Genomic DNA, 22,473 nt, shown 5'->3' on the forward strand with positions numbered 1-22,473 from the left:
GCCCCCGCGCGCCGTGCGTGGGGTGTGCGTGCCGCGTTGCGCGGCGCTGGGGCTCGGACCGGGTGCCGATCCGCGCTGCGCCTCAATCAGTCTTGGACCACGCCGGCGGCCGGCACCGCGACGAACCCGCCCCCGGCCCGCACCACGAGCGGCTCGGCCAGATCGACCCACCCGCCCTCTCCGGCGACCGCGTCCGCCAGCCACTCGGCCGGCTCGCCGGTCGCCGGGTCGAGGCGGTACACGACCACCCGGCGACCCGCTGTGGCACCGTCGACGTGGAACCGCGGGACGACGCGGTCATCGGCGAACCGGAACGTGAAGTGCGGGTCGCGGTACAGCGGTGTCATCGTCTCTCCCCTGCGGCACGTTGCACCCGGCGCGTTCTACGCATCACCGCCCGACGCGGTTCACGACCGACGGCCGCCAACCTCATTGAGCCGTTCCGATTAACGATAATGAATTTCCCGGTAACGATACCGGTCCGGGCTACTACTATGCATGTGACCTTGCCTCGACCCGCCCCGCCGTGTTGAAACTTCCCGCCCCGTTCCTTCTCCGGAGCGACCCGATGACCTCCCGACGACTCAGCCGATCGGTTCTCCCCGCGGCGCTCGCCGCGGCGGCCCTGATCGTGCCCCTTGTCGCCGCCGCCGACGCGCCGGCCCCGGTGCCCAAGCACGACGGCAAGCCGGCGGACGTGACCAAGCCGGTCCAGGTGTACATTCTGCTCGGCCAGTCGAACATGGTCGGGCTGGGGAAGATCACCGGCGGGGAGATCTCGCTGGAGCACGCGGTCAAGGAGAAGAAGAAGTACGCGTACCTGGTGGACGACGCGGGCAAGTGGTCCGAGCGGAAGGACGTCCGGTTCGTGCGCGTGATGCAGGGCAAGGGCCTGATGGTGAACGACTGGCTGGGCGTGAAGACCGGGACCATCGGGCCGGAGTTCGGCATCGGGCACGTCGTCGGGAACGTGGTGGACGCGCCGGTGATGGTCCTCAAGAGCTGCATCGGGAACCGCAGCCTCGGGTGGGACCTCCTGCCCCCGGGCAGCGAGCGGTTCGCCGAGGGCGGCAAGGTGTACGCCGGCTACAAGGAGAAGCCCGACTCCTGGGCGGCCGACCCGGCCAAGGGCCCGGCGACCGAACCGCCGCCGTTCGTGGACAAGAACGGCAAGCCGATCGCCTGGTACGCCGGGTTGCAGTACGACGGCGACGTGGGGGACGCGAAGAAGGTGCTCGCCGACCTCGGCAAGCACTACCCCGGCGCGACGAAGTACGAGGTCGCCGGGTTCTTCTTCTGGCAGGGAGAGAAGGACGCGGGGAACCCCGTCCACGCGGCCCACTACGAGAAGAACCTGGTCCAGTTCATCAAGTCGCTCCGCAAGGACTTCGACGCCCCGAACGCGAAGTTCGTCCTGGCCACGATGGGCGAGTCCAAGAAGGGCGGCGACGGCAACGGCGGGAAGATCCTCGACGCCCAGCTCGCCGTCGACGGCACGAGCGGCAAGTACCCGGAGTTCAAGGGCAACGTCGCCACCGTGTACACCAACCCCATGGCGCAGGGCGGCAGCGGCAACGGCCACTACGGCGGCAAGGCGGAAGTGTACATGGACGTCGGCGAGGCCATGGGCCGGGCCATGGTGGAACTCCTGAAGGACGGCAAGAAGTAACCGGGGCGCACCGTCTCGTGCGACTTCAGGAAATGTGCAGCGGCGGGCCGCCCTCCGGGGCGGCCCGTCAGCCGTTCGGCCGTATCACTTCGCAGCTTTCAGCGTGAGCGTGGTCGGCTCGGCGGTGACCTTCAGGCCGGGGACGGTGACGCACCCCTGCGCGTCAGCCTTCACCTCGCCGGTCGCCTTCCCGAACGCCCAGGTCACCGTCGCGCCCGGGGCCGCCCGGAACTTCTGCAGCCGCCGCAGCGTCACGTCCGCGGTCGCCTCGGTCGGCACGGTGAACGCCGTCTTCAGGTCCGCCGCCTTTACCAGGAACAACTGCGCCTCGGCGGCGTCCGCGGTTTCGCTCCCGCCCGTCCACCGGAAGAAGGCGTTGACCTGGCCCGACTTCTTGCTGGTGAGCTGGTCCGGCCAGGGGAGCGGGTCGTTGGTCGAGGCGCTGGTGAACACGGGGTACAACTCGTTCCGCTTCACGCCGAGCCAGTCGAACGAGTTGATGAGGTCGTTCACCTTCAGGATCTGCTCGTGGTTGTTGGCGTGGCCGAACGGCCCCCAGTAGAGGAACAGCGGGTACTTGCGGTCGTTCATCGCCCTCGCGAACGCCTCGTGCCCCTTGGACCACGAGTCGTTCGGGGCCGAGTAGTCGACCACGACGGGCGGGTCGGGGATGGTGACGCCGGCCGGCACCTCGGCCCCGAAGTACATGCGGCTGGTGACGTGCTCGACCCGCGCCGGCACGTTCGCCTTCACCGCCGCGAACACGTCGCCGTGCCGCATCCCGATCCCGAGCGCGCCGCTGCCGCCCATCGAGTTCCCGCACAGGTACACGCGGTCCGCGTCGAGCCCGTACTCCTTGACCACCCAGGCCACGGTGTCGAGCACCCGCTTCTCGGTCGGGCACACGTCCGGCCCCTTGTACTTCTCGCTCCCCCACCACCAGTCGCCCTTGTTGGCGCGGCAGTCGAGGTACAGCGCGTAGAAGTCGGCCGGCGCGTGATAGATGTCGTGGTTGCCGACCTTCGCGGTGCAGGCCAGGCACGAGTTCACGTCGTGCCCCGCGGAGTGCAGGACGACGTACAGAGGGGCCTTGGCCCGCGGCTCCTTCGGGTGCAGCACGAGGAACGTGTCCTTCTGCGGGGCGGCGTACCCCCACTCCTTCTTCGTGCCGTGCTGGAACGTGTCGAGTTTCCGCGACGTGAACTCGGACTCCTTCGCCTTGGTCGGCGGCCACGTCGCGTCCTGTGCGGTGGCCGCGGGCAGACACGCGGCGAGCCCGAGGGCGACGACCAGGGGTGCGGTTCGGGAGAGCAGTGACATGCGGGGCTCCTCGTGGGGAACGCGGCGGGGCGGGGGACTGCGGGGAGTGCCATTGCTCGTTGTACGCACTTTCCGGGCGCGGCGGTCCCGGCACCCGGTCCCGCTGGCCGCACCGGCTCCCGGTTCGCAAGGCGCTTCGTGCCGGCATTCCGCGCAGCCCCACCTCACCGCCGGGGCCCGCGGTCCGTACATGCAACGGTGTGTCATCCCATCCGCACCCCGGACCCGCCCCCATGCGACTCACTGCCGTCCTCCTCTTCCTCGCGGCCCCACTTCACGCCGCCGAGCCCGCGGTCCTCCGGGACGTCGCCTACGCCGAGCCGAAGAACGAGCGGCAGACGCTCGACGTGTACTCCCCGGTCGGGGCCAAGAACCGCCCGATCGTCTTCTGGGTCCACGGCGGCGGGTGGACGGCGGGGGACAAGAAGGGCTTTCAGAAGAAGGCGCTGGCCTTCGTGGACAAGGGGTACGTCTTCGTGGCGACGAACTACCGGTTCCGCCCGGCCGCGACCGTGAAGGAGATGACCGAGGACGTCGCGCGGGCGATCCGGTGGGTCCACGAGCACGCCAAGGAGTTCGGCGGCGACCCGAACGCGGTCGTCCTGATGGGGCACTCGGCCGGGGCACAACTCGCCGCGCTGGTCTGCACGGACGACCGCTACCTGAAGGCCGAGAAGGTGCCGCTGTCGGCGCTCAAGGCGTGCGTGCCGGTCGACTGTTCGTTCTACGACATCCCGAAGCGGGTGAAGGACGGCGGCACCACCCCCCTGAAGACGATCACGGAGATCTTCACCGACGCGGAAGCAACGCAGCGCGACTACTCGGCGGCCGCTCACGTCGCCCGGGGGAAGGACATCCCCCAGTTCCTGATCCTGCACGTCGCGACCCGGGCCGACACGAAGGCGCAGGCGCACTGGCTGGCCGACAAACTCAAGGACGCCGGGATCGCCGCGAAGGTGATCGCGGCCGAGGGCAAGACGCACGGCTCGATCGGGTCCGATCTGGGGCAGAAGGACGACGCGCCGACCCGGGAGCTGTTCGGGTTCCTCGACGGCGCGCTGAAGAAGTGACGCGCGGCCGGCCTGGATCGAACTCCGCCGAACCGTATCACGGGTGCAACGGCTGTGCCCGGTCCTCACGGATGCGGCGGGGCACCCGACGTGGCTCCTTGCAACGGTGACGCATGCACGACTTCCCGCTCATTGCGACCATCGCCGCCGGGTTCACCGCGGCCTGGGTCCTGGGCCTGCTGACGCAGTGGATGCGGCTGTCGCCGATCGTCGGGTACCTGCTCGCCGGGGTGCTCATCGGCCCGCACACCCCGGGGTTCCAGGGCGACATCCACCTCGCGCACCAGCTCGCCGAGGTCGGGGTGATCCTGCTCATGTTCGGGGTCGGGCTGCACTTCCACCTCGAGGACCTGGTCGCCGTCAGGGCCATCGCGATCCCGGGGGCGCTCGGGCAGAGCCTGGTCGCCACGCTCGCCGCGGTCGCGGTGTTCTCGCTGTTCGGGATGGACGCGCGGACGGGGGCGGTGATCGGCATGGCGCTCGCGGTCGCGAGCACGGTCGTGCTGATGCGGGTGCTGATGGACGCCGACGCCCTGAACTCGCCGGCCGGGCACGCGGCCGTGGGGTGGCTGCTCGTCGAGGACGTGCTCACGGTGGTCGTGCTGGTCATCATCCCGGTCCTCGGCACCACCGGGAAGGAGACGGGCGGGGGCGTGTGGGACCACCCCGCGGCCGCGATCGCGGTGGCCCTGCTCAAGCTCGCGGCCCTGGTCCTGGTCGTGATGGTCGCGGGCTCGCGGGTCGTCCCGTGGGCGCTGACGCAGGTCGCCCGGCTCCGGTCCCGCGAGCTGTTCACGCTGACCGTCATGGTGTTCTCGGTCGCCATCGCGGCCGGGGCGTACGCGCTGTTCGGGGCGTCGATGGCGCTCGGCGCGTTCCTCGCCGGGATGATGGTCGCCCGGTCCCCGGTGAGCCACCAGGCGGCGGCCGACGCGCTGCCCCTGCGGGACGCCTTCGCGGTCCTGTTCTTCGTGTCCGTGGGCATGCTGTTCGACCCCGGGTTCCTGGTGCGGGAGCCGCTCATGATGCTCGCGGCGCTGGGGGTGATCCTGCTCGTCAAGCCGCTCACCGCGCTGGTGATCGTCGCGGCCCTCGGGCACTCGGTCCGCACGGCCCTGACGGTGGCCCTGGGGCTGGCGCAGATCGGCGAGTTCTCGTTCATCCTCTCCGAGTTGGCCCGGAAGCACGGGGTGATGCCCGAGGACGGGCACAACGTCCTCGTCGGCGCGGCGATCATCTCGATCACCCTGAACCCGCTCCTGTTCCGGTCCCTGGGCCGGATCGAGCGGTGGCTCCGGCGGCGGCCCCGGCTCTGGGCGGTGCTCAACTCCCGGGCCGAGCGGACCGTGGTCGCGGCCAACGCCGAGGTCGCCGGGCAGATGGCCCGGCAGGCCGACGGGGGCACCCGCCTGGCGGTGGTGGTCGGGTTCGGCCCGGTCGGGCAGACGGTGGACCGGCTGCTCCGCGACGCGGGGCTGAGCACGGTCGTCATCGACATGAACATGGACACGGTGTCGGACCTGCGGCGGCGCGGGCAGACGGCCATCTTCGGCGACGCCTCGCGGGAGGCCATCCTGGAGAGCGCCGGGGTGGGCCGGGCGTCGCACCTGGTGCTGACGCTCCCGCACTCGGCGGACCGGGCGGCCGTGGTCGCCGCCGCGCGGAACCTGAACCCGGGGGTCAAGGCGTTCGTCCGCGCCCACTACATTCGCGAGCGGGAGGAGCTGGAACTGGTCGGGGCGACGGCCGCGATCTTCGAGGAGGCCGAGGCCGCGGTCGCGCTCGCCCGGCTCGTGCTCGCCGACACCGGGGCGGGCCGCGAGTCGATCGAGAGCGCGGTCCGCGACATCCGCACCCGGCTGATCCTGGACAACGTGTCCGGCCTCCGCTCGCAGCCGGTCCGCAACATCATGGTCCCGTGGACCCGGGTGCGGCGGCTGTCCTCCGCCGCGACCCTGGACGAGGTCCGCCGCCAGGTCAGCGAGAAGCGGTTCTCGCGGTGGCCCGTGGTCGGGGCCGGGACCGGGCTCCCGGTCGGCTACCTGCTGGCCAAGGACCTCATCGGGCTCAACTCCAACGGGGCCGACTGGACCGGCCTGGTCCGGCCGCTGGGCACCGTCCGCCCCGACGACGACGTCGAGTCGGCGCTGCTCTACTTCCAGCGGGACGGGGCCACCATGTGCGTGGTCCGGGACGGCGAGAGCCCGGTCGGGATCGTCACCGTCGAGGACGCCCTCGAACAGGTCGTCGGGCGGATCGAGGACGAGTACCCACGGCACCCCAAGCTGGCGCTCCGCGACCTGCTGGTCACCGACGACGCGCTGCTGAACCTGTCGGCCCGGACGCCCGAGCAGGCGATCACCGAGATGGCGGCCCGCGTCCCCGCGGCGCTCCTGCCCGCGGGCGCGGACATCGCGTCGCAGGCGATCGCCCGCGAACGGGACATGCCGACGAACCTGGGGCTCGGCGTCGCCGTCCCGCACGCCCGGTGCCCCGGGCTGGGCCGCCCCCTGGTGGTCCTCGGCCGGTCGGTCGACGGGGTCGCGTTCGGCACGCACTCGCCGGACCTCGTCCACCTGATCTTCATGCTCGTCACGCCCGCGGAGCAGCCGAACCTCCAGGTGCTCTTGCTGGCCCAGGTCGCGCGGGTCGCCGGCGACCCCGAGAAGCGCCACCTCCTCCGCACGGCGGCGTCCGCGTCGGAGGTGACAGAGATCCTGGCCGCGGTCGCACCGGACCCCCGCCTGCTCGGTGGCAAGGCCGCCCGCTGACCGGGCCGCGCTCACCCGCTCACACCCTTCCTTACTCGTTCGCCGCGCGGCGGGCGGCGGGCAACCCGGGCGGGAGCGGGTGAACGGCCGGGTGCACCGCGTGGGCGAGGACTTCGAGCGCGTCCACGAGCCGCGGCCCGGGGCGGCTGAAGTACGCCGAGCCGTCCACGACGTACACCCGGCCCGATTGCACCGCCGGCAGCGCGGCCCACTCGGGGCGGGCCGCCACCGCCGCAACGTCCACCATGGTGCGCTCGACGCTGAGCCCGCAGCACGCGACCACGACGACCTCGGGCCGGGCCGCTGCGACCTCGGCCCACGTCAGCGTTCGCGACCGCTCGCCGGGCCGCCCGATGACCTCGTCGCCGCCGGCGAGCGCGACCAACTCCGGCGACCAGTGGCCGCACGAGAACGGCGGGTCGAGCCACTCCAGCAACAGCACCCGCGGCCGCGCGACGCCCATAGAGCGCGCCGCCACCGCGGCGATGCGCGCCCGCAACCCGCGGACGACCTCGTCGGCCCGCTCCGCGACGCCGGCCGCCTCGCCGACCGTGCGGACGTTGGCGAGCACGCCTTCGAGGGTGGTGGGTTCGAGGTTCACGACCCGCGGGCGGCCCGGGAGCCGGCACGTCGCGGCGGTCACCTCGGCCTCGGCCACGGCGCACACGTCGCACAGGGTCTGCGTGACGATCAGGTCCGGGGCGAGCCGCTCGACGGTCGGGAAGTCGAGCGTGTACAGCGCGCGGTTCGTCTTGAGTCGCTCGCGAACGAGTGCGTCGATCTCGCCGCTCGGGGCGTCGGTCGGGATCAGCGTGTGGGTGACCTTCGGCCGCGACCGGGCCGCCTCGGGATGGTCGCACTCGTGCGTGACGCCGACGAGCTGGTCTTCGAGGCCGAGCGAGCACACGATCTCCGTGGCGCTCGGCAGCAGGGACACGATTCGCATGGGTGCTCCGTGGGGCGTGGTGTTCAGCATACCGCCCGGGCGCGCAACGTGGCCGGCCGCGGGCGTTCCCCGTAGCAGTTCTGAGTACCGTCCCCGCGAGCAGGAGGCCCGCGTGCCCGAACCCGCTGCGTTCTGGATGACCCTGTTCTGGTTCGCGCTCACGTACCTCGGGCTCGCGCTCGGGAAGCTCCCGTGGCTGCGGACCGACCGAGTCGGCGTCGCGCTCGTCGGCGCGGCCGGCGCGCTGGCGTGCGGGCTCATCGCGTTCGACGACGCGGTGAGGGCGATCGACTTCCGCACGCTCGCGCTGCTCCTCGGCATGATGATCGTGGTCGCATTCCTGCGGCGCGCCGGGTTCTTCGCGCGGGTCGCGGGCGTGGCGCTGGGCCGGGTGAAGTCGCCGCGGGCGCTGCTCGCCGTGGTCATGCTCCTCTCGGGCGTGCTCTCCGCGGTCCTCGTGAACGACGTGGTGTGCGTGGCGATGACGCCGCTCGTGCTGCACCTGACGCGGCTGCTCGGGCTCGACCCGCGGCCGCACCTCGTCGGCCTCGCGGTCGCGAGCAACCTCGGCTCGGCGGCGGCGCTCACCGGCAACCCGCAGAACATGATCATCGGGGGGCTGTCGGGCATATCGTACCTGCGGTTCGCGGCGAAGCTCGCGCCGCCCGCGGCGATGGGCCTCGTCGTCGGCTACGTCGTCACGCTGATCGCGTACCGCTCGGTGCTCGACGCGCCGCGTGCGGGTGCGTCCGGCGCGACCGACCGCGCCCCGAGCGGCCGGCGGCACACCGCGCTGCTGGTGAAGAGCCTCGTCGTGACGCTCGCGGCCGTGGGCGCGTTCTTCGCGGGGCTCCCGATGGCGGTCGTCGCGCTCGCGGCGGCGGCGGTGCTGCTCCTCGACCGCGTGAGCCCGGCGAAGATCTACCCGCACGTCGATTGGGGGCTCCTGCTGATGTTCGCGGGGCTGTTCGTCGTGGTCCGCACGTTCGAGGTTCACGTCCTTTCGACGGTGGGCGTTGAAGAGTGGGCGGCGCGGGCCGATCCGGTCTGGGTGCTGTCCGGGCTGTCGGCGGTGCTGTCGAACGTCGTCTCGAACGTGCCGGCGGTGCTGCTGTTCAAGCCGGTGGTGGGGGCGATGCCGGAAGCGGCGCGGGAGACGGCGTGGCTGGCGCTGGCGCTGTCCAGCACGTTCGCGGGGAACCTGACGGTGCTCGGCTCGGTGGCGAACCTGATCGTGGTCGAACAGGCCCGCAAGGAGGGGGTGGCGATCGGGTTCTGGGACTACTGCCGCGTCGGCACACCGGTCACCCTGATCACGCTCGTCCTCGGGGCCGCGTGGCTGGCGCTCGTGCGGTACTGATGAGATTGAGGGTCGGCGACTCGCTCCGCGAGTCGCACCCCGGTGCAACGAGCGGGAGCGGTCGGGCTCGGATCGCAGTCGGTGCCACTCGCGGAGCGAGTGACTGACTTTGTGCGCTCACACCAGCACGTCCTTGACGACACGGCCGTGGACGTCGGTGAGGCGGAACGGGCGGCCGGCGTACTCGAACGTCAGCTTCTCGTGGTCGAGGCCGAGCTGGTGCAGGATGGTCGCGTGCAGGTCGTGCATGTGGACCTTGTTCTCGACGGCGAGCGCCCCGAACTCGTCGGTCGCGCCGTAGGAGAACCCCGGCTTGAACCCGCCGCCGGCCACCCAGGTCGTGAACCCGAGCGGGTTGTGGTCGCGGCCGGTGCCGCCGCCCTGCGAGTACGGCGTACGGCCGAACTCCCCGCCCCACCACACGATCGTGTCCTTCAGCAGGTCGCGCTTCTTCAAGTCCTCCAGCAACCCGGCGATCGGCTTGTCGACCGCCTTCGCGTGGTCGCCGTGCTTGGGCATGTTCGAGTGCTGGTCCCACGCCGGGTTCGCGGAGCTGTCGCCATAGGTCACCTGGATGAACCGCACGCCCTGCTCCGAGAGCCGGCGGGCCATCAGGCACTGCTGCCCGAACGTGTCGGTCGCCTTCTCGCCGATGCCGTACTGCTTCTTCGTCGCGTCGGACTCCTTCGTGAGGTCGAGCACGTCCGGAGCGTTCATCTGCATCCGCCACGCGAGTTCGTACGAGTTCGCAACGGCCTCCATCTCGGCGTCGCCGGGCGTGCGCTTGAGTTGCTCGCCGTGCATCTCGCGGAGCAACTCGAACCGGGCCTTGGCGTCGGTCGCGGCGACCGCCGGGGCGAGGTTGCGGATCACCGATTCCTTGGCGGTGCCGCCGGCGCGGCCGAGCGGCGTGCCCTGGTACACGGCCGGGAGGAAGGCGTTGCCGTAGTTCCGCGCGCCGCCGTTGCCGTTCGACGGCGCGATCGATACGAACCCCGGCAGGTTCTGGTTCTCGGTGCCCAGGCCGTACAGCGCCCAGGAGCCGAAGCTCGGGCGGACGAAGTTCGTGCTCCCGCAGTGGAGGAACAGCGTCGCCGGGCCGTGCGCCACGCCCTCGGTGTGCATCGACTTGATGAAGCAGAGGTCGTCGATCCGCTTCGCGACCTCGGGGAACAGGTCGGTCGCCCACGCGCCGGACTGGCCGTGCTGGGCGAACTTCCACAGCGGCTTCATCACCCGCTGGTTGCTGCCCCGCTGGCCGGTGTTGGCGATGACGCGGGCGTCGTCGAACGCGAACTGCTTGCCGTCGTCCTTCAGGAGCCGCGGCTTGTAGTCGTAGGAGTCGACGTGGCTCACCCCGCCCTGCATGAACAGGAAGATGACCCGCTTCGCTTTTGCCGGGAAGTGCGTCGGCTTCGGGGCGAGGGGGCTGGTGGGGGCCGCGGCCTGCGCGGTCGCGAGGCCGGCCAGCGCCAGCCCGCCGAACCCGCACGCGGTCGTGTTCAGCCACTGGCGGCGGGAGAGTGCGGGGTGCGGAGTGGGGAGTGCGGAGTGAGAGGACATATTGGTCTCCGTGATCGGCGCTGTGTTCTGGTTTGGTGTGTTCAATTCCGCGTTCCGCACTCCGCACTCCGCACTCCGCACTCCTGACGGCTCCGCACTATTCGAGGAATCGGAAGTCGGCGGAGGCGAACAGCGCGTGTGCGAGGCCGGCCCAGGCGACCGGCAGGTTCGAGGCGTTGGCCTTCAGGAACTTCGACGCCACCGCCCGTTCGCCGTCGGACGGCACGCGGCCGAGCGTGACGCGGTACGCGAGGGTGATGCGCTCGTCGTCGCCGAGCTTCGCCGACATCAGCCGCACCGCGGCGTGCTTCGCCTGCTCGGCCACCGACGGGCTGTTCAGCAGGAACAGTGCCTGCGGGGCGACGGTGCTGGAGTTCCGCTTGCCGGTGACCATGCTCGGGTCGGCCGCGTCGAACGCCTCCAGCAACTCGGGGAGGCTGTTGCGGAACGCCGGGAGGTACACGCTGCGGACGTCGAGGTTCGACTTGAACGCGTAGTCCGCCCCGAGGTTCGGCGGGAACGTCGGGCCGCCGGCGTGGTCGGCGAGTCGGCCGCTCGCTGCGAGGATCGCATCGCGAACAGCTTCGGCTTCGAGCCGGCGGCGGTTCGCGCGCCCGAACAGCAGGTTGTCCGGGTCGGCCCTCGCCGTCTCGGGCGCGGCGGCCGACGACTGGCGGTAGGTGCGACTCAGCACGATCTCGCGGACGAGCTTCTTGGTGCTCCACCCGTCCTTCACGAACTTCGCCGCGAGGTAGTCGAGCAACTCCGGGTGCGACGGCTTCTCGCCGGTGGTGCCGAAGTTGTCCACGGTGCGGACGATGCCCGAGCCGAGCAGCCAGTGCCACGCCCGGTTCGCGTACACGCGAGCGGTCAGCGGGTTCTCGGGCGACGCGATCCACTCTGCGAGTTCCACGCGACCGCTGGCGGTCTTGGGAAACGCGGGCACGGTGCCGGTGCCGGCGACCTGCAACACCCCCCGCGGCACGACCGCCCCGAGGTTGTGGACGCTGCCGCGGACGTGGACCTTCGCGTCCTCGATCACCTTCTCCTCGACGACGCTGATCGCCGTGGCCCGCTTCGGGCCGCTCGCCTCGAGCTTCTTCAACTCGGCTTCGAGGTCCTTGAGCGCCGCGGTCTCCTCGGCCTTGGGGGCGGGTTTGTCGCCCTTCTTCGCGGGGGCCGCGCCGCCCTGCTCTTCCTTGGCGGCCTCCTTCTTGTCGTCGGCGGGGACGAACGCGACCGCGTCGGCGGTGACGTGGCCCTTGGTCCCCTCGTTCGAGACGATGACGAAGCTCTGCCCGTCCTTCTCGAACCGGTAGGTGCCGAGCGAGACGAAGTGCCCGTCGATCGGCGGCGTCTTCCGCATGTCGATGCGGAGCTCCTTCTCGCCGTCGGCGCTGAACACCGTCACCGGCACGCCGTCGGCCCGGTTGGCGCCGGGGCTGTACGCGAACAGCACCTCGTACCGCCCGGTCCTGGTGATGTCCGGGTCGAAGGTGATCGTCTTCTCGCCCTTGCCGGCGTTGTCGTCCTGGACGTACCCCTCGCCGACGTAGGTGTTGTTGAACTTCGAGACCTTCCACTCGCCGACCTTCTTGGCTAGCGCGTCGTCCACGACGACGCCGGGCACGTCCTTGACGGCGACCGGCCCCTTGTTCGGCACCGGCTTGGCCGACGCGACCGACTTGGCGGCCCTGATCCGGGCCTGGAGCGCGGCGACCGCCTCCTCGTGCTTCTTGAGCGCCGCCTCGGCCCCGGGCTCGGCCGGCAGCGGCACCTCCACCCACTTCGAGACGTTCGCGTTCTCCAGCGACTTCACGTTGCGGAAGATGCCGGCGAGTGCGTAGTAGTCCCGGGTCGGGATCGGGTCGAACTTGTGGTCGTGGCACCGGGCGCACGTCACCGTCTGCGCCAGGAAACCCTTGGTGACGACGTCGAGTTGCTCGTCCACCACGTCCATGCGGAGCTGCTTCTTGTCCTGCTCTTCGAGGTTCGTGTTGCCGAGCGCGAGGTACGACGTGGCGACGACCTGGCGCTTGCGAGCGACGTGGTCCGCGGCCGGCAGCAGGTCGCCGGCGATCTGCTCCTTGACGAACTGCGGGAACGGCACGTCGGCGTTGAAGCTGTCGATGACGTAGTCGCGGTACCGCCAGGCGTCCTTGTACACGAACCCGCGGAGCGTGACCGACTCGGCGTACCGGGCGACGTCGAGCCAGTGCCGCCCCCAGCGCTCGCCGAACGCCTTCGACGCGAGCAGCGAATCGACGAGCTTCTCGTAGGCGGCCGGGTCCGTCGCGTTCACGAAGGCGTCGATCTGCTCGGGCGTCGGCGGCAGGCCGGTGAGGTCGAAGTACACGCGGCGGACGAGCACGACCTTGTCGGCGTCAGGTGCGGGCCTGGAGTTGTTCGCTTCGAGCCTCGTGAGGACGAAGCGGTCGATGTTGCCCGCGGGCCACGCGCCGTCCCTCACGGCGGGGACCGGGGCGTTCGCCACCGGGACGAACGACCAGAACTTCTTCCCCTCCTCGATGGTGAGGCCGACCTGCTTCTTCCGGCCGCCGCCGGCCCGCGGGTCGGGCGCGCCCATCTTGACCCACGCCTCGAAGTCGGCGACCACCGCGTCGGGGAGCTTGCCCTTCGGCGGCATCTTCACGTCGCCGTCGTACTTCAGGGTCTTGAGGAGCAAGCTCTCGGCGGGCTTTCCGGGAACAAGGGCCGGGCCGCTGTCGCCGCCGGTGCGGGTCGCGTCGCGGGTGTCGAGCGCCAGCCCGCCCTTGAGCTTCTTCTTGGCCTCGGCCTCGGCCGAGTGGCACGAGTAGCAGTGCTCGGCCAAAACGGGGCGGATCTTCTTCTCGAAGAAGTCGGCGGCCTTCGGGTCGACGGGGTCGGCGGCCGCGGCGCGGCCGGTTCCCGAGAGGGCGGCGGCGGCGACCAGGGCGACGGCGAAGGGGCGTGGCGGCATTGGAGAGTTCCCGGGCAGCGTACCGACGGCAGGCGGGGTAATGAACAATAGCCCGGTGGCGGCGGGTTGGACACGATTTTTCCGGTCCGAGCGAACCCGGAGCGGCTCTATGAGGGTTGAACCCGTTACCCTCCCCGGAGTCCCCGATGCGATTCGCATTTCTTCTCGCCCTCCTCTTCACGCAGGCCGCGCGCCTCGCCCCGGCGGCCGACGAGCCGCCGGCGCTGCCCAACGGATGGAAGCTCGAGGAGCAACCGGCCGACCCGAAGGCCACCAAGATCGTGCTCATCGCCGGGTCGAGCTACTACAAGGCCGGGGAGCACGAGTACGTCGCCGGGATCACGGTGCTGGCCGACCTGCTGAAGCAGACGCCCGGGGTCGCCCCGGTGATCGCGATCGACTGGCCGACGAACCCCGAGACGCTCAAGGGCGCCAAGGCGGTGGTCTTCCTGTTCGACGGCGGCGACAAGCACGGCATCCTGAAGGGCGAGAAGGGGAACCGGCTGGCCGAGATCGGCAAGCTCCTCGACGGCGGGGCCGGGTTCGTGCAACTGCACCAGACCGCGGACTACCCGAAGGACCTCGGCGACCGGGCCCGCGCCCTGGTCGGCGGCGCGTGGGAGGCGAAGCACTCGCTGCGGGCGCACTGGGTGTCCGAGTTCAAGGACTTCCCCGAGCACCCGGTCACCCGCGGCGTCACGCCGTTCACGATCGACGACGGCTACCTCTGGAAGCTCAAGTTCGTTCCCGAAATGAAGGGCGTGACCCCGCTCTTGCGGACGGTGAACCCGAAGAGCAAGGACGACCCGAAGGCGAACGACGCGATCATCTCCTGGGCCTACGACCGGCCCGAGGGCGGCCGCTCGTTCGTGTTCACCGGCGGGCACCTGCACAAGAGCTTCGCCGAGGAGGGCTACCGCCGGTTCCTGACCAACGGCGTCCTGTGGGCCGCCGGCGTGGACGTGCCGAAGGACGGCGCGCCGGTCAAGCTCGACGCCGCCGACCTGCCCAGGTACCTCGCGAAGCCGCCCGCGAAGAAGGAAAAGTGAGCCTCAAATCGGGTCCTGGTGGCACGGGCCAGGGGCCGGTGGCACCGGGACCGGGACGCGCCCGCACCGGGTTCGAAGCCCCGTTCGCGCCCCCGGCCCGACCCCCTACTTCGCCGGCGACATCTCCACCCACTTCGTGCGGGCGTTCTTCCCCGTCGGCACGGTCCACGGCCGCTCGCCGGCCCCGCCGGTGAACGTGTGGCTGGCCGTGTGGTCGCCGGCGTCGTCGGCCCACGCGAACGTCACCGCCGTCGGGTCCGTTCCGGTCCGGTACGCGAGGTGGACCTCGGCGCGGGCGTACGGCTTCCCGCCGTCGTTGCGGAACCGCACCCGCACCGAGGACGCCGGGGGGTCGCCCGCGACCGGCGCGTTCCCCCAGCAGAACGACTGCGACCAGAAGTCGCCGGGTTCGTCCCCCTGCCGGTTGATGTTCCAGTCCTTCGCAACCGGCCTCCACGTCTTCCCGCCGTCGGTCGAGGCCTCGATCTGGTACTTCACCTTCGGGTCCGGCGGGCTGCTCGACCGGACGTGGCCCACCGCGTACACGTCGGTGACCGGCTCGCCCCGCGGGGTGCGGAGCTCGAGCGTGACCGCGGGGCCGTCGAACTTCCCGGCGACGACGTGCGCGGCCGCCTGGGGCAGCGTCGGCCCCGCGGACACCAGCGCCTTCCCGCCGGCCGCGAACGACACGACCGAGCCGCCGTCCTTGAGCCGCGGCATCACCGCGGCGCTCGCCTGGCAGACGGTGGTGACCGTGAGGCCGCTGCCGGCCAGCGCCTTCGCCCCCGCGTGCAACCGCAGCAGGTACTGGCGGTGCCCCTTCACCGCGTCCGTCAGGTCGGGGCCGTCGCTCAACTTGCCGCCGTCGTGCCACGTCTGCCCGCGGTCGACCGACACCGACACCTTGCACCCGGCGGTGCCGCGGGCCACGAGCCCGTTCTTGCACCCGGGGTCGTAGATCCCCCACTCCCTGGCGTTCGGCGGGGTCGCTGCGATGATGTACGGCGTCCGGAACTCGAACGTCACCTGAGTGTCGTCCTCGGACGCGACGCCCTCCTTGTAGTCGCCCGCGAAGTCCGGGGCGTACGTGTACACCGCGTTGGCGAACCGCGCCCGGCCGACCCTGGTCCCCGCGCCGGTCTTCGAGTTGTACATCGCGTCGGGCTGGTTCACCCACGTGTGCGCCCGCTCCGGCCCGGGGACGCCGCCGGCGTTGGAGTTGCGGCCCCAGAACACGAACGACTTGCCGTCCTCGAGCCCCGGCTGGGGGTACCGGCGGAGCGCCTCGCCGCGGCGCAGGTGAACGACCGGGGGCGGCCCGGCGTACCCCGCGAGGTACTCGGCCACCTGGTTCTTGGCGTAGCTGCCGTTGTCGCCGGGGTGCAGGCCGCAGACCAGCCACCCGTGCTGCCGCTCGGGCTTGAACCCGCGGTCCGTCAGCGCCTTCCAGTCGGCGGCGACCTCCTTCATGCCGAGCAGGTGCCTCCCGGCCGCGTCGTACACGACGGTCGACAGGTCGTGGTCGAGGAGCACCCACTTGCCGGCGCCGTAGGCGTCGCCCGTCAGGAACGCCTCGAACGCCGAGTGCCCGTTGGCCCCGACGGCGCGGCCCCGGCCGTGGCCGAGCAGCGCCTCCATCTCGGCGACCCACTGGCTGTGGGTGGTGCCGCACAGGCCGTACCCGTGGGCGAACAGGCCGGTCCAGTACTCCCGGGTCCGGGTGTCGCCGCCCTTGCCGAACCCCTTGCCCCACAGGTCCTCGGCCCCCTCCTCGCCGTGCCAGTAGTGGGTGTTCCGCCACAGCCACGCGGCCAGCGCCTTGTCCTCGTCGGTCAGGCACTCGCGGCCGGTCACCCGCTTGTACGCCGCGGCCTGGGTCGCGAACAGCCGCTCCCACGACGAGCACGCGCGTTCTCCAGGGTACCACGGGTGGTCGGTCCCGAGTTGCGGGTCGCCAACGCCTGCGGGGGCGGGGGCGGCGAAGCACAAGAGTGCGCACCACGAAACGAGTCGGACCATGTGCGGGCCTCCGGACCGGTGGCCCGGGCGGGAGCGGCCCGGGGATGTGACTATAGCCCCCGCCCGGTACACACAAAAACAAGCCGCCGGGGTGATAACCCCGGCGGCCGGACCGCGAACGAAAAAACCCCCGGCCGTTCGGCCGGGGGTCGGGTTTGCGTTCGCGGTGCGAGGGCTCAGCAGCCCTTCTTGCACAGGCGGCTGAAGAGCCCGCCCCGCTTCTTCTTGGTCTCGGCGTAGCTGCCGCAGTCGCCCGACATGCCGCAGCCGGTGTCGCACGGGCCCGCGGGAGCGGCACACGGGGTCTCGCACGGGGCCGGGGTCGGGGCCGGGGCGGCGGTGTACACGGCGACCTTCACGGTCGTCTCGTACGGCACGACCTTCGAGAACGTCTGCTTGACGGTCTCCTCGGCCTGCACGGCCTTCTTCACCATGCGGGTGCCGGTCTTCTCGACGGCCTTGAGGGTCGTCACGTCGATCTCCCTCTCGACCGCGACCGGGACGCACACCATGCGGGTGGCGGTCTTCTCGACCGGCACGCACTTGGTGACGGTCACCTCCTGCTCGACCGGCACGTAGAACGACACCATGCGGGTGCCGGTCTTCTCGACCGGCACGCACTTGGTGACGGTCACCTCCTGCTCGACCGGCACGTAGAACGACACCATGCGGGTGCCGGTCTTCTCGACCGGCACGCACTTGGTGACGGTCACCTCCTTGTCCACGGTCGTCGGCTGCATCACGGTGACCTTGTTCACGACCTTCCTGGCGACCTTCGTGTAGGTCACGACGTTGACCTCGACCTCTTTGGTCACGACCTGCCGCTGCATCACGGTGACCTGGACGGTCTGCGGGGCCGGGGCGGCGCAGGGCTCGCCGCACGGGGCCGGCGCGGCGCACGGCGTCGGGCACGGCTCGGCACAGGCCTTCTTCTTCCTGTGGCACAGGCGGCTGAACAGGCCCTTCCGCCCGCCCTCGTCGCAGGCCGGGGCCGGGGCCGCGGTCGCGCACGGGGCGGCGGCGACGGTCTGGGTGACGACGGTCGGGACGCACACGACCTCACACACCGTTTGCTTCTGCTTGGTCGTGACCGGCACGGACTCCCACACGGTGGACTCGACGTCCTTCGTGACCGGCACCCACTGCTGGACCTTCACCATTTCCTTGGCGGTGACGTACTCGTTGGCCATGTACTTGTACGCCTCGGCCTTGGTCTGCATCTGCTGGACGGTGACCTTCTGCTTGACCGGCACGTACTCGTTGGCCATGTACTTGTACGCCTCGGCCTTCTGCTGCACCTGCTGGACGGTGACCTTCTGCTTGACCGGCACCATCTCCATCGCGGTGTACTTGTACGCCTCGGCCTTCTGCTGCATCACGGTCTCGGTGACCTTCTGCTTCACGGTGACCGGCACGTTCTCGACGTACTTGTAGTCTTCCTTCGCGTCGACCCACTTGGTGACCATGACCTTGACGTCCCGGGTCTCGGTCTCGGTCTTGTACGCGGTGACCTTCTGGTCCACGTAGCTCACGGTGTACTGGGTGCCGCAGGCACCGCCGGCCACGCCGCACGGGGCCGGGGCGGCGCACGGGCTGCAGTCGTCGCCGCGCTTCTTCCGGCCGCCGAACGCCGAGGCTTCCGGCAGGGTCAGCCAGATCGCGGCCCCGAGCGCCGCCACTGCAATGATCCGTCGGTTCATGGTGCGAACTCTCTTGGTGAGGAAACTTGGGGGTGCCCGCCGCGTCCGTTCAGCGGATCAGCCCGGGGTCATGGTCGGCAACTTCAACACGGGCGAACCAAACTACCCAGACTGCCCAATATTGCGCGACGCTGGATTAAAGTACGCGGGCCGAGTGTGGTAGGCAACACAAACTGCACGGTCTGGGTAAACTTTTCCGGTGCAACCGAGTCGGGTTGTAGCGGTTCCTCGGAGCGATTCACTGGCGGGTCCGGTCCGCGTCAAATACCATCTCAAGACCAACGGTGGTTCCACCGGTCTGGTCCTCTGGAGTGTGCAAATATGGTTCCCTTTCCCGCCGCCGTCCGCACGATCCTCCTGGCCCTCCCACTCTCCCTGGTCGCCGCAGTTTGCCCCGTCGGGGCGGGCCGCGCCGAGGACAAGAAGACCGAAGAGGGCTGGGTCCAGCTCTTCAACGGCAAGGACCTGACCGGCTGGAAGATCCCGGACCCGCCGAGCGGCCAGTTCAAGGCGGTGAAGGAGACCAAGAACGACGAGGGCAAGGTGGTCGCGTTCGTCGGCGTGCTGAAGGACGGGAAGGACGGGACCCCGGGGAAGGAGGTGGTCCTGTGGCAGGTGAAGGACGGGCTCCTCGTCGGCGGCGGCCCGGCGAGCCACATCTTCACCGAGGTCGAGGCCGACGACTTCAAGTACCGCGTCGAGGCGAAGATCAACGACAAGGGCAACAGCGGGCAGTACTTCCGCACGAAGTTCGGCCCCGGGTTCCCGCTGGGGTACGAGGCGCAGATCAACGCGACCCACGGCGACAAGATCCGCACCGGGAGCCTGTACCCGTCGTTCGCCAACGTGAGCGCCGACGACCGGAAGAAGATCCTCGTGATGAACGACGCGCCGCACAAGGCCGACGAGTTCTTCACGCAGGAGGTGGTCGCCGAGGGCGGGCACATCCAGATCTTTGTGAATGGCAAGCAGACGATCGATTTCACGCAGGAGAAGCCGACTTTCACGAAGGGGCACTTCGCGCTCCAAGGCCACGACCCGGGCAGCGTCATGACGTTCAAGAAGGTCGAGTACAAGCCGCTGAAGAAGTGACCCACACGGCCCCACCGTCGCGACGGTGGGGCCCGGCTCGACTCATCACTTTCCGCGGGTGCCGGCTACACTGCACCCATGCGCCTCTCGCTCCGCTACCGCCTGCTGGTGCCGCTGACGCTCCTCCTGCTGGGGGACGCGGCGGCGACCGCGTGGGCCGCCGCGGCCGCCGCCCGCGGCGCCGAGCGGCGGCTCGCCGCCCAGCAGTGGGCCGTGGCCCGCACCCTCACCGAGGAGCGGAGCACGTTCCGCATGACCGAGCGGGTGCTCCAGCAGATGAAGGGGCTCTCCGGGGCCGAGTTCCTCTACGTCCGGGCCGGCGAGCCGTCGCAGTCCACGTTCCCCGAGCCCCAGCCGCCGCCCCCGGCCGACGTGCCGACCGCGGTGCAGCCGCGGGCCGACGAGGAGCACACGCTCGGCCCTCCAGTTGAAGTCGCGAACACCCAATACCGGTGCCTCCGGCTGCCGCTGCGGCCCCCGCACCCGAACGCCGGCGGCGACCTGTACATCTTCTACCCCGAGTCGCTGCGGCAGACCGCGGTGAGCGACGCCGTGCGGCCGCTCGTGGTCCTCGGCGGGCTCGGCGGGCTGGCCGCGTTCGGGCTCGCGGTCGCGTTCGGCTCGCGGCTCGTGGGCAAGGTCCGCGACCTCGACGCCCGCACCCGGCTGATCGCGGCCGGAGACTTCCGCCCGATGCCCCTGCCCCGGTCCGACGACGAGCTCCGCGACCTGTGCGCGTCAGTCAACGACATGGCCCGGCGGCTCGCGGCGTTCCAGGAGGAGCTGCAGCGGGACGAGCGGCTCCGGGTGCTGGGCCAGTTCTCGGGCGGGCTCGCGCACCAGCTCCGCAACGCCGCGGCCGGCGCGAAGCTCGCGATCGAGTTGTTCCTCGCCGAGAACCCGGCGGCCGACCCCGAGCCGCTCCGCGTCGCGCTCCGCCAGCTCGCCCGGATCGAGGCGAACCTGCGGCAGTTCCTGGTGCTCGGCAAGCCGCCCGAGCACGGGAGGCAGCCGTGCGACCTCGGGGCGCTGCTCGACCAGGCCGTGAGCCTGCTGCGGCCGCAGTGCCAGCACGCGGGGACCGCGCTCGCGTGGTCGCCCCCGACCGAACCGCGGGTCGTCACCGGCGACCCGGCCCAGCTCTCGCACCTGTTCGGCAACGTGATCGGCAACGCGGTCGAGGCCGCCGGGCCGGGCGGCGCGGTGACGGTCCAGCTTCGCGAAGGTGCGGGCGGCGCGCCGGTTGTCGTGGAGGTGATCGACTCGGGGCCGGGGCCGCCGCCGGGCATCGCGGACCGGCTGTTCGAGCCGTTCGTGACCGGGAGGGACCAGGGGATCGGCCTCGGTCTCGCGGTGGCGAAGCGGGCGGCCGAGGCCCACGGCGGCCGCCTCGCGTGGGGCCACCGCGACGGCACCACGGTGTTCCGCATCGAGTTGCCGACGTGACAGTTGGTCCGAGCCCGAGCGCCGAGCGAGGGATGACGTCATCCCTCGCTCGGCGCCCGGGCTCCGGCCATCACCCCACCCGGTCAGCGCCCCTTCCGGTCGGCGGCCGCGGCGGGCGGGGCGAGGAACTGTTCCAGGTCGTCGAGCGCGAGCGGGCGGTCGAGGTGCGCGCCGAGGAAGTAGTCGCCGTGCGGCATCTCGTGGACGTGGACGACGACCATCGCGACCGCGAGCCGCGCCGGCCCGGACTCGGCCGCCAGTTCCGCGTCGAGCCGGGTGCCGCATGGGGGCGGGTCGGCCAGCAGCATGCTCACCCCGGTCTCGGACAGGTTCCACACGAGCCCGACGTGCCGCTCGGCGGCGGCGTCACCGCACCGGCGGAACCGGCACAGCGTACCGATCGTGGGCCGGAACCGGGCCGCCCGCCGCCGGTCGTCGTGCGCTTCGGGGACCGGGACCGGTGGGGCCGTCTGCATGGGCGGTGCTCACTGCGGGAGAGAAATAATCTTCCCGCCATGCTATTACGCCCGCGATCGGTCGGAAATGCTCGTGTCCGACAATCAGCGGCTTCCTGACAGACCGGGTGAAGAATGTTCCGCTACCTGCTCCCCGCCGCGGTCCTCGTGCTCGCCGTCGTGGTCGTCGGCTTCATCATCGCCGCGGTGCAGAAGGCCCGGTTTAACGCCGGCGTCGAGGAGTCGATCAACAACCTGCGGCAGCTCGCGTTCTTCGCGGCGCACCACGACGACCCGGCCGCCAAGCCGCGGTTCAAGGTCGATGTGGCCAAGCTCCCCGGTGCGGTGCCCGCTGCGACGGTCGTGCTTGAGGGCGTGCCGCCCGACGAGCGGCTGAGCTGGCTCGTCGCGGTGCTGCCGTCGCTCGACCAGCGCCGCAACCCGGTCGAGGCGCTGCTCGCGCAGGTCCATACCGACAAGCCCTGGCCGGCACCGGCGAACCAGGCCGCGGCACTCACGCCGCTGCCCGTGGTGCTGTGCCCGGGGTTCGCGGCCGCGGCCGGCCCCGCACCGACGTGCTACGTCGGCGTCGCCGGGGTCGGCACCGACGCCGCGACTCTCCCGCTCGCGGTTGGTGTGCCGACGCCCCCAAGGGCCGGCGCGTTCCGGTACGACGCCCCAACGCCGTTCGAGCGCATCACCGACGGCCTGAGCCAGACGCTGCTCATCGGGGAGTCCGCGAACGAGCCCGGCCCGTGGCTCCGCGGCGGCCCCTCGACGGCCCGCGAGTTCGACGACGCACCCGGCGCGCCACCGCTGACCGGCCCCGGCGGGCAGTTCGGCGGCTTCTTCCCGAACGCGACGAACTTCGCGCTGTGCGACGGCTCGGTGCGGACCTTCACCCCGCGGACCTCGCCCGAAGTCCTGCTGCAACTCGCGACCATCGCCGGCGGCGAGATCAGCGCGACGGAGTAAATGGAAACGCGAGTATCTGTCTGGTGGGGCAGGCATTCGTGCCTGCCTCCGGAAGCGGTTGGAGGCAGGCACGAAT

At 70.9% G+C, this 22,473-nt stretch carries 16 protein-coding genes; 8 read left to right on the forward strand and 8 right to left on the reverse strand.

Going from position 1 to position 22,473, the window contains the following annotated elements:
- Window positions 1-86 precede the first annotated feature (86 nt).
- Window positions 87-347, reverse strand: coding sequence for a hypothetical protein (locus ACTIGN_RS04170; protein ID WP_439621544.1), 261 nt, complete (start codon window positions 345-347; stop codon window positions 87-89).
- 221 nt (window positions 348-568) lie between these two features.
- Between ACTIGN_RS04170 and ACTIGN_RS04175 the strand changes: the two genes are divergently transcribed.
- Window positions 569-1,669 carry a sialate O-acetylesterase gene (locus ACTIGN_RS04175; protein WP_439621545.1) on the forward strand — a complete coding sequence of 367 codons (1,101 nt, stop codon included), beginning with the start codon at window positions 569-571 and terminating at the stop codon, window positions 1,667-1,669.
- A gap of 84 nt (window positions 1,670-1,753) precedes the next feature.
- On the opposite strand, the gene ACTIGN_RS04180 is transcribed toward ACTIGN_RS04175, so the two are convergent.
- Window positions 1,754-2,989: a prolyl oligopeptidase family serine peptidase gene (locus ACTIGN_RS04180; RefSeq protein ID WP_439621546.1), complete on the reverse strand. Its 1,236-nt coding sequence runs from the start codon at window positions 2,987-2,989 to the stop codon at window positions 1,754-1,756.
- 233 nt (window positions 2,990-3,222) lie between these two features.
- Here ACTIGN_RS04180 and ACTIGN_RS04185 point away from each other — a divergent pair, with 233 nt between their 5' ends.
- Entirely contained in the window at window positions 3,223-4,059 is an 837-nt protein-coding gene (locus ACTIGN_RS04185; RefSeq protein ID WP_439621547.1) for an alpha/beta hydrolase, read from the forward strand.
- Between the two features lie 113 nt (window positions 4,060-4,172).
- Window positions 4,173-6,830, forward strand: coding sequence for a cation:proton antiporter domain-containing protein (locus ACTIGN_RS04190; protein WP_439621548.1), 2,658 nt, complete (start codon window positions 4,173-4,175; stop codon window positions 6,828-6,830).
- 31 nt (window positions 6,831-6,861) lie between these two features.
- On the opposite strand, the gene ACTIGN_RS04195 is transcribed toward ACTIGN_RS04190, so the two are convergent.
- A complete protein-coding gene (locus ACTIGN_RS04195; protein ID WP_439621549.1) occupies window positions 6,862-7,776 on the reverse strand; it encodes a cobalamin-binding protein in 915 nt (304 codons plus the stop codon).
- A gap of 112 nt (window positions 7,777-7,888) precedes the next feature.
- Between ACTIGN_RS04195 and ACTIGN_RS04200 the strand changes: the two genes are divergently transcribed.
- Window positions 7,889-9,136 (forward strand): anion transporter, encoded by a 1,248-nt coding sequence (locus ACTIGN_RS04200; RefSeq protein WP_439621550.1) that lies wholly within the window; start codon window positions 7,889-7,891, stop codon window positions 9,134-9,136.
- Between the two features lie 117 nt (window positions 9,137-9,253).
- On the opposite strand, the gene ACTIGN_RS04205 is transcribed toward ACTIGN_RS04200, so the two are convergent.
- A complete protein-coding gene (locus ACTIGN_RS04205; RefSeq protein WP_439621551.1) occupies window positions 9,254-10,699 on the reverse strand; it encodes a DUF1501 domain-containing protein in 1,446 nt (481 codons plus the stop codon).
- A 97-nt stretch (window positions 10,700-10,796) separates the two neighbouring features.
- Window positions 10,797-13,661, reverse strand: a complete 2,865-nt coding sequence (locus ACTIGN_RS04210) for a DUF1553 domain-containing protein (protein WP_439621552.1) — start codon at window positions 13,659-13,661, stop codon at window positions 10,797-10,799.
- Window positions 13,662-13,807: 146 nt separating this feature from the next.
- On the opposite strand from ACTIGN_RS04210, the gene ACTIGN_RS04215 reads away from it, so the two are divergent.
- Window positions 13,808-14,710, forward strand: a complete 903-nt coding sequence (locus ACTIGN_RS04215; protein ID WP_439621553.1) for a ThuA domain-containing protein — start codon at window positions 13,808-13,810, stop codon at window positions 14,708-14,710.
- A gap of 105 nt (window positions 14,711-14,815) precedes the next feature.
- Here ACTIGN_RS04215 and ACTIGN_RS04220 read toward each other — a convergent pair whose 3' ends face one another.
- Both ACTIGN_RS04220 and ACTIGN_RS04225 read right to left on the reverse strand, forming a co-directional pair.
- On the reverse strand, window positions 14,816-16,729 hold the full coding sequence (locus ACTIGN_RS04220; protein ID WP_439621554.1) for a hypothetical protein: 1,914 nt from the start codon (window positions 16,727-16,729) through the stop codon (window positions 14,816-14,818).
- Between the two features lie 176 nt (window positions 16,730-16,905).
- The gene (locus ACTIGN_RS04225) at window positions 16,906-18,429 is read right to left on the reverse strand and encodes a hypothetical protein (protein WP_439621555.1); all 1,524 of its coding nucleotides are present in this window, start codon (window positions 18,427-18,429) and stop codon (window positions 16,906-16,908) included.
- A 321-nt stretch (window positions 18,430-18,750) separates the two neighbouring features.
- Between ACTIGN_RS04225 and ACTIGN_RS04230 the strand changes: the two genes are divergently transcribed.
- Both ACTIGN_RS04230 and ACTIGN_RS04235 read left to right on the forward strand, forming a co-directional pair.
- Window positions 18,751-19,521, forward strand: coding sequence for a 3-keto-disaccharide hydrolase (locus ACTIGN_RS04230; RefSeq protein WP_439621556.1), 771 nt, complete (start codon window positions 18,751-18,753; stop codon window positions 19,519-19,521).
- Between the two features lie 78 nt (window positions 19,522-19,599).
- On the forward strand, window positions 19,600-20,967 hold the full coding sequence (locus tag ACTIGN_RS04235) for an ATP-binding protein (protein WP_439621557.1): 1,368 nt from the start codon (window positions 19,600-19,602) through the stop codon (window positions 20,965-20,967).
- Window positions 20,968-21,050: 83 nt separating this feature from the next.
- On the opposite strand, the gene ACTIGN_RS04240 is transcribed toward ACTIGN_RS04235, so the two are convergent.
- On the reverse strand, window positions 21,051-21,443 hold the full coding sequence (locus ACTIGN_RS04240) for a PilZ domain-containing protein (RefSeq protein ID WP_439621558.1): 393 nt from the start codon (window positions 21,441-21,443) through the stop codon (window positions 21,051-21,053).
- A gap of 114 nt (window positions 21,444-21,557) precedes the next feature.
- On the opposite strand from ACTIGN_RS04240, the gene ACTIGN_RS04245 reads away from it, so the two are divergent.
- Complete coding sequence (locus tag ACTIGN_RS04245) at window positions 21,558-22,397, forward strand: DUF1559 family PulG-like putative transporter (RefSeq protein WP_439621559.1); 840 nt, start codon at window positions 21,558-21,560, stop codon at window positions 22,395-22,397.
- Window positions 22,398-22,473: the final 76 nt, after the last annotated feature.

It is taken from the genome of Gemmata sp., assembly GCF_051859125.1.
Lineage (GTDB): Bacteria > Planctomycetota > Planctomycetia > Gemmatales > Gemmataceae > Gemmata.

What these genes read in the sequence shown, in the direction of transcription:
- ACTIGN_RS04205 (WP_439621551.1), bottom strand. Translation starts at nt 10,699, where the DNA reads ATGTCCTCTCACTCCGCACTCCCCACTCCGCACCCCGCACTCTCCCGC.
- ACTIGN_RS04210 (WP_439621552.1), bottom strand. Translation starts at nt 13,661, where the DNA reads ATGCCGCCACGCCCCTTCGCCGTCGCCCTGGTCGCCGCCGCCGCCCTC.
- ACTIGN_RS04215 (WP_439621553.1), top strand. Translation starts at nt 13,808, where the DNA reads ATGCGATTCGCATTTCTTCTCGCCCTCCTCTTCACGCAGGCCGCGCGC.
- ACTIGN_RS04190 (WP_439621548.1), top strand. Translation starts at nt 4,173, where the DNA reads ATGCACGACTTCCCGCTCATTGCGACCATCGCCGCCGGGTTCACCGCG.
- ACTIGN_RS04240 (WP_439621558.1), bottom strand. Translation starts at nt 21,443, where the DNA reads ATGCAGACGGCCCCACCGGTCCCGGTCCCCGAAGCGCACGACGACCGG.
- ACTIGN_RS04185 (WP_439621547.1), top strand. Translation starts at nt 3,223, where the DNA reads ATGCGACTCACTGCCGTCCTCCTCTTCCTCGCGGCCCCACTTCACGCC.
- ACTIGN_RS04175 (WP_439621545.1), top strand. Translation starts at nt 569, where the DNA reads ATGACCTCCCGACGACTCAGCCGATCGGTTCTCCCCGCGGCGCTCGCC.
- ACTIGN_RS04225 (WP_439621555.1), bottom strand. Translation starts at nt 18,429, where the DNA reads ATGAACCGACGGATCATTGCAGTGGCGGCGCTCGGGGCCGCGATCTGG.
- ACTIGN_RS04230 (WP_439621556.1), top strand. Translation starts at nt 18,751, where the DNA reads ATGGTTCCCTTTCCCGCCGCCGTCCGCACGATCCTCCTGGCCCTCCCA.
- ACTIGN_RS04195 (WP_439621549.1), bottom strand. Translation starts at nt 7,776, where the DNA reads ATGCGAATCGTGTCCCTGCTGCCGAGCGCCACGGAGATCGTGTGCTCG.
- ACTIGN_RS04235 (WP_439621557.1), top strand. Translation starts at nt 19,600, where the DNA reads ATGCGCCTCTCGCTCCGCTACCGCCTGCTGGTGCCGCTGACGCTCCTC.
- ACTIGN_RS04180 (WP_439621546.1), bottom strand. Translation starts at nt 2,989, where the DNA reads ATGTCACTGCTCTCCCGAACCGCACCCCTGGTCGTCGCCCTCGGGCTC.
- ACTIGN_RS04220 (WP_439621554.1), bottom strand. Translation starts at nt 16,729, where the DNA reads ATGGTCCGACTCGTTTCGTGGTGCGCACTCTTGTGCTTCGCCGCCCCC.
- ACTIGN_RS04170 (WP_439621544.1), bottom strand. Translation starts at nt 347, where the DNA reads ATGACACCGCTGTACCGCGACCCGCACTTCACGTTCCGGTTCGCCGAT.
- ACTIGN_RS04245 (WP_439621559.1), top strand. Translation starts at nt 21,558, where the DNA reads ATGTTCCGCTACCTGCTCCCCGCCGCGGTCCTCGTGCTCGCCGTCGTG.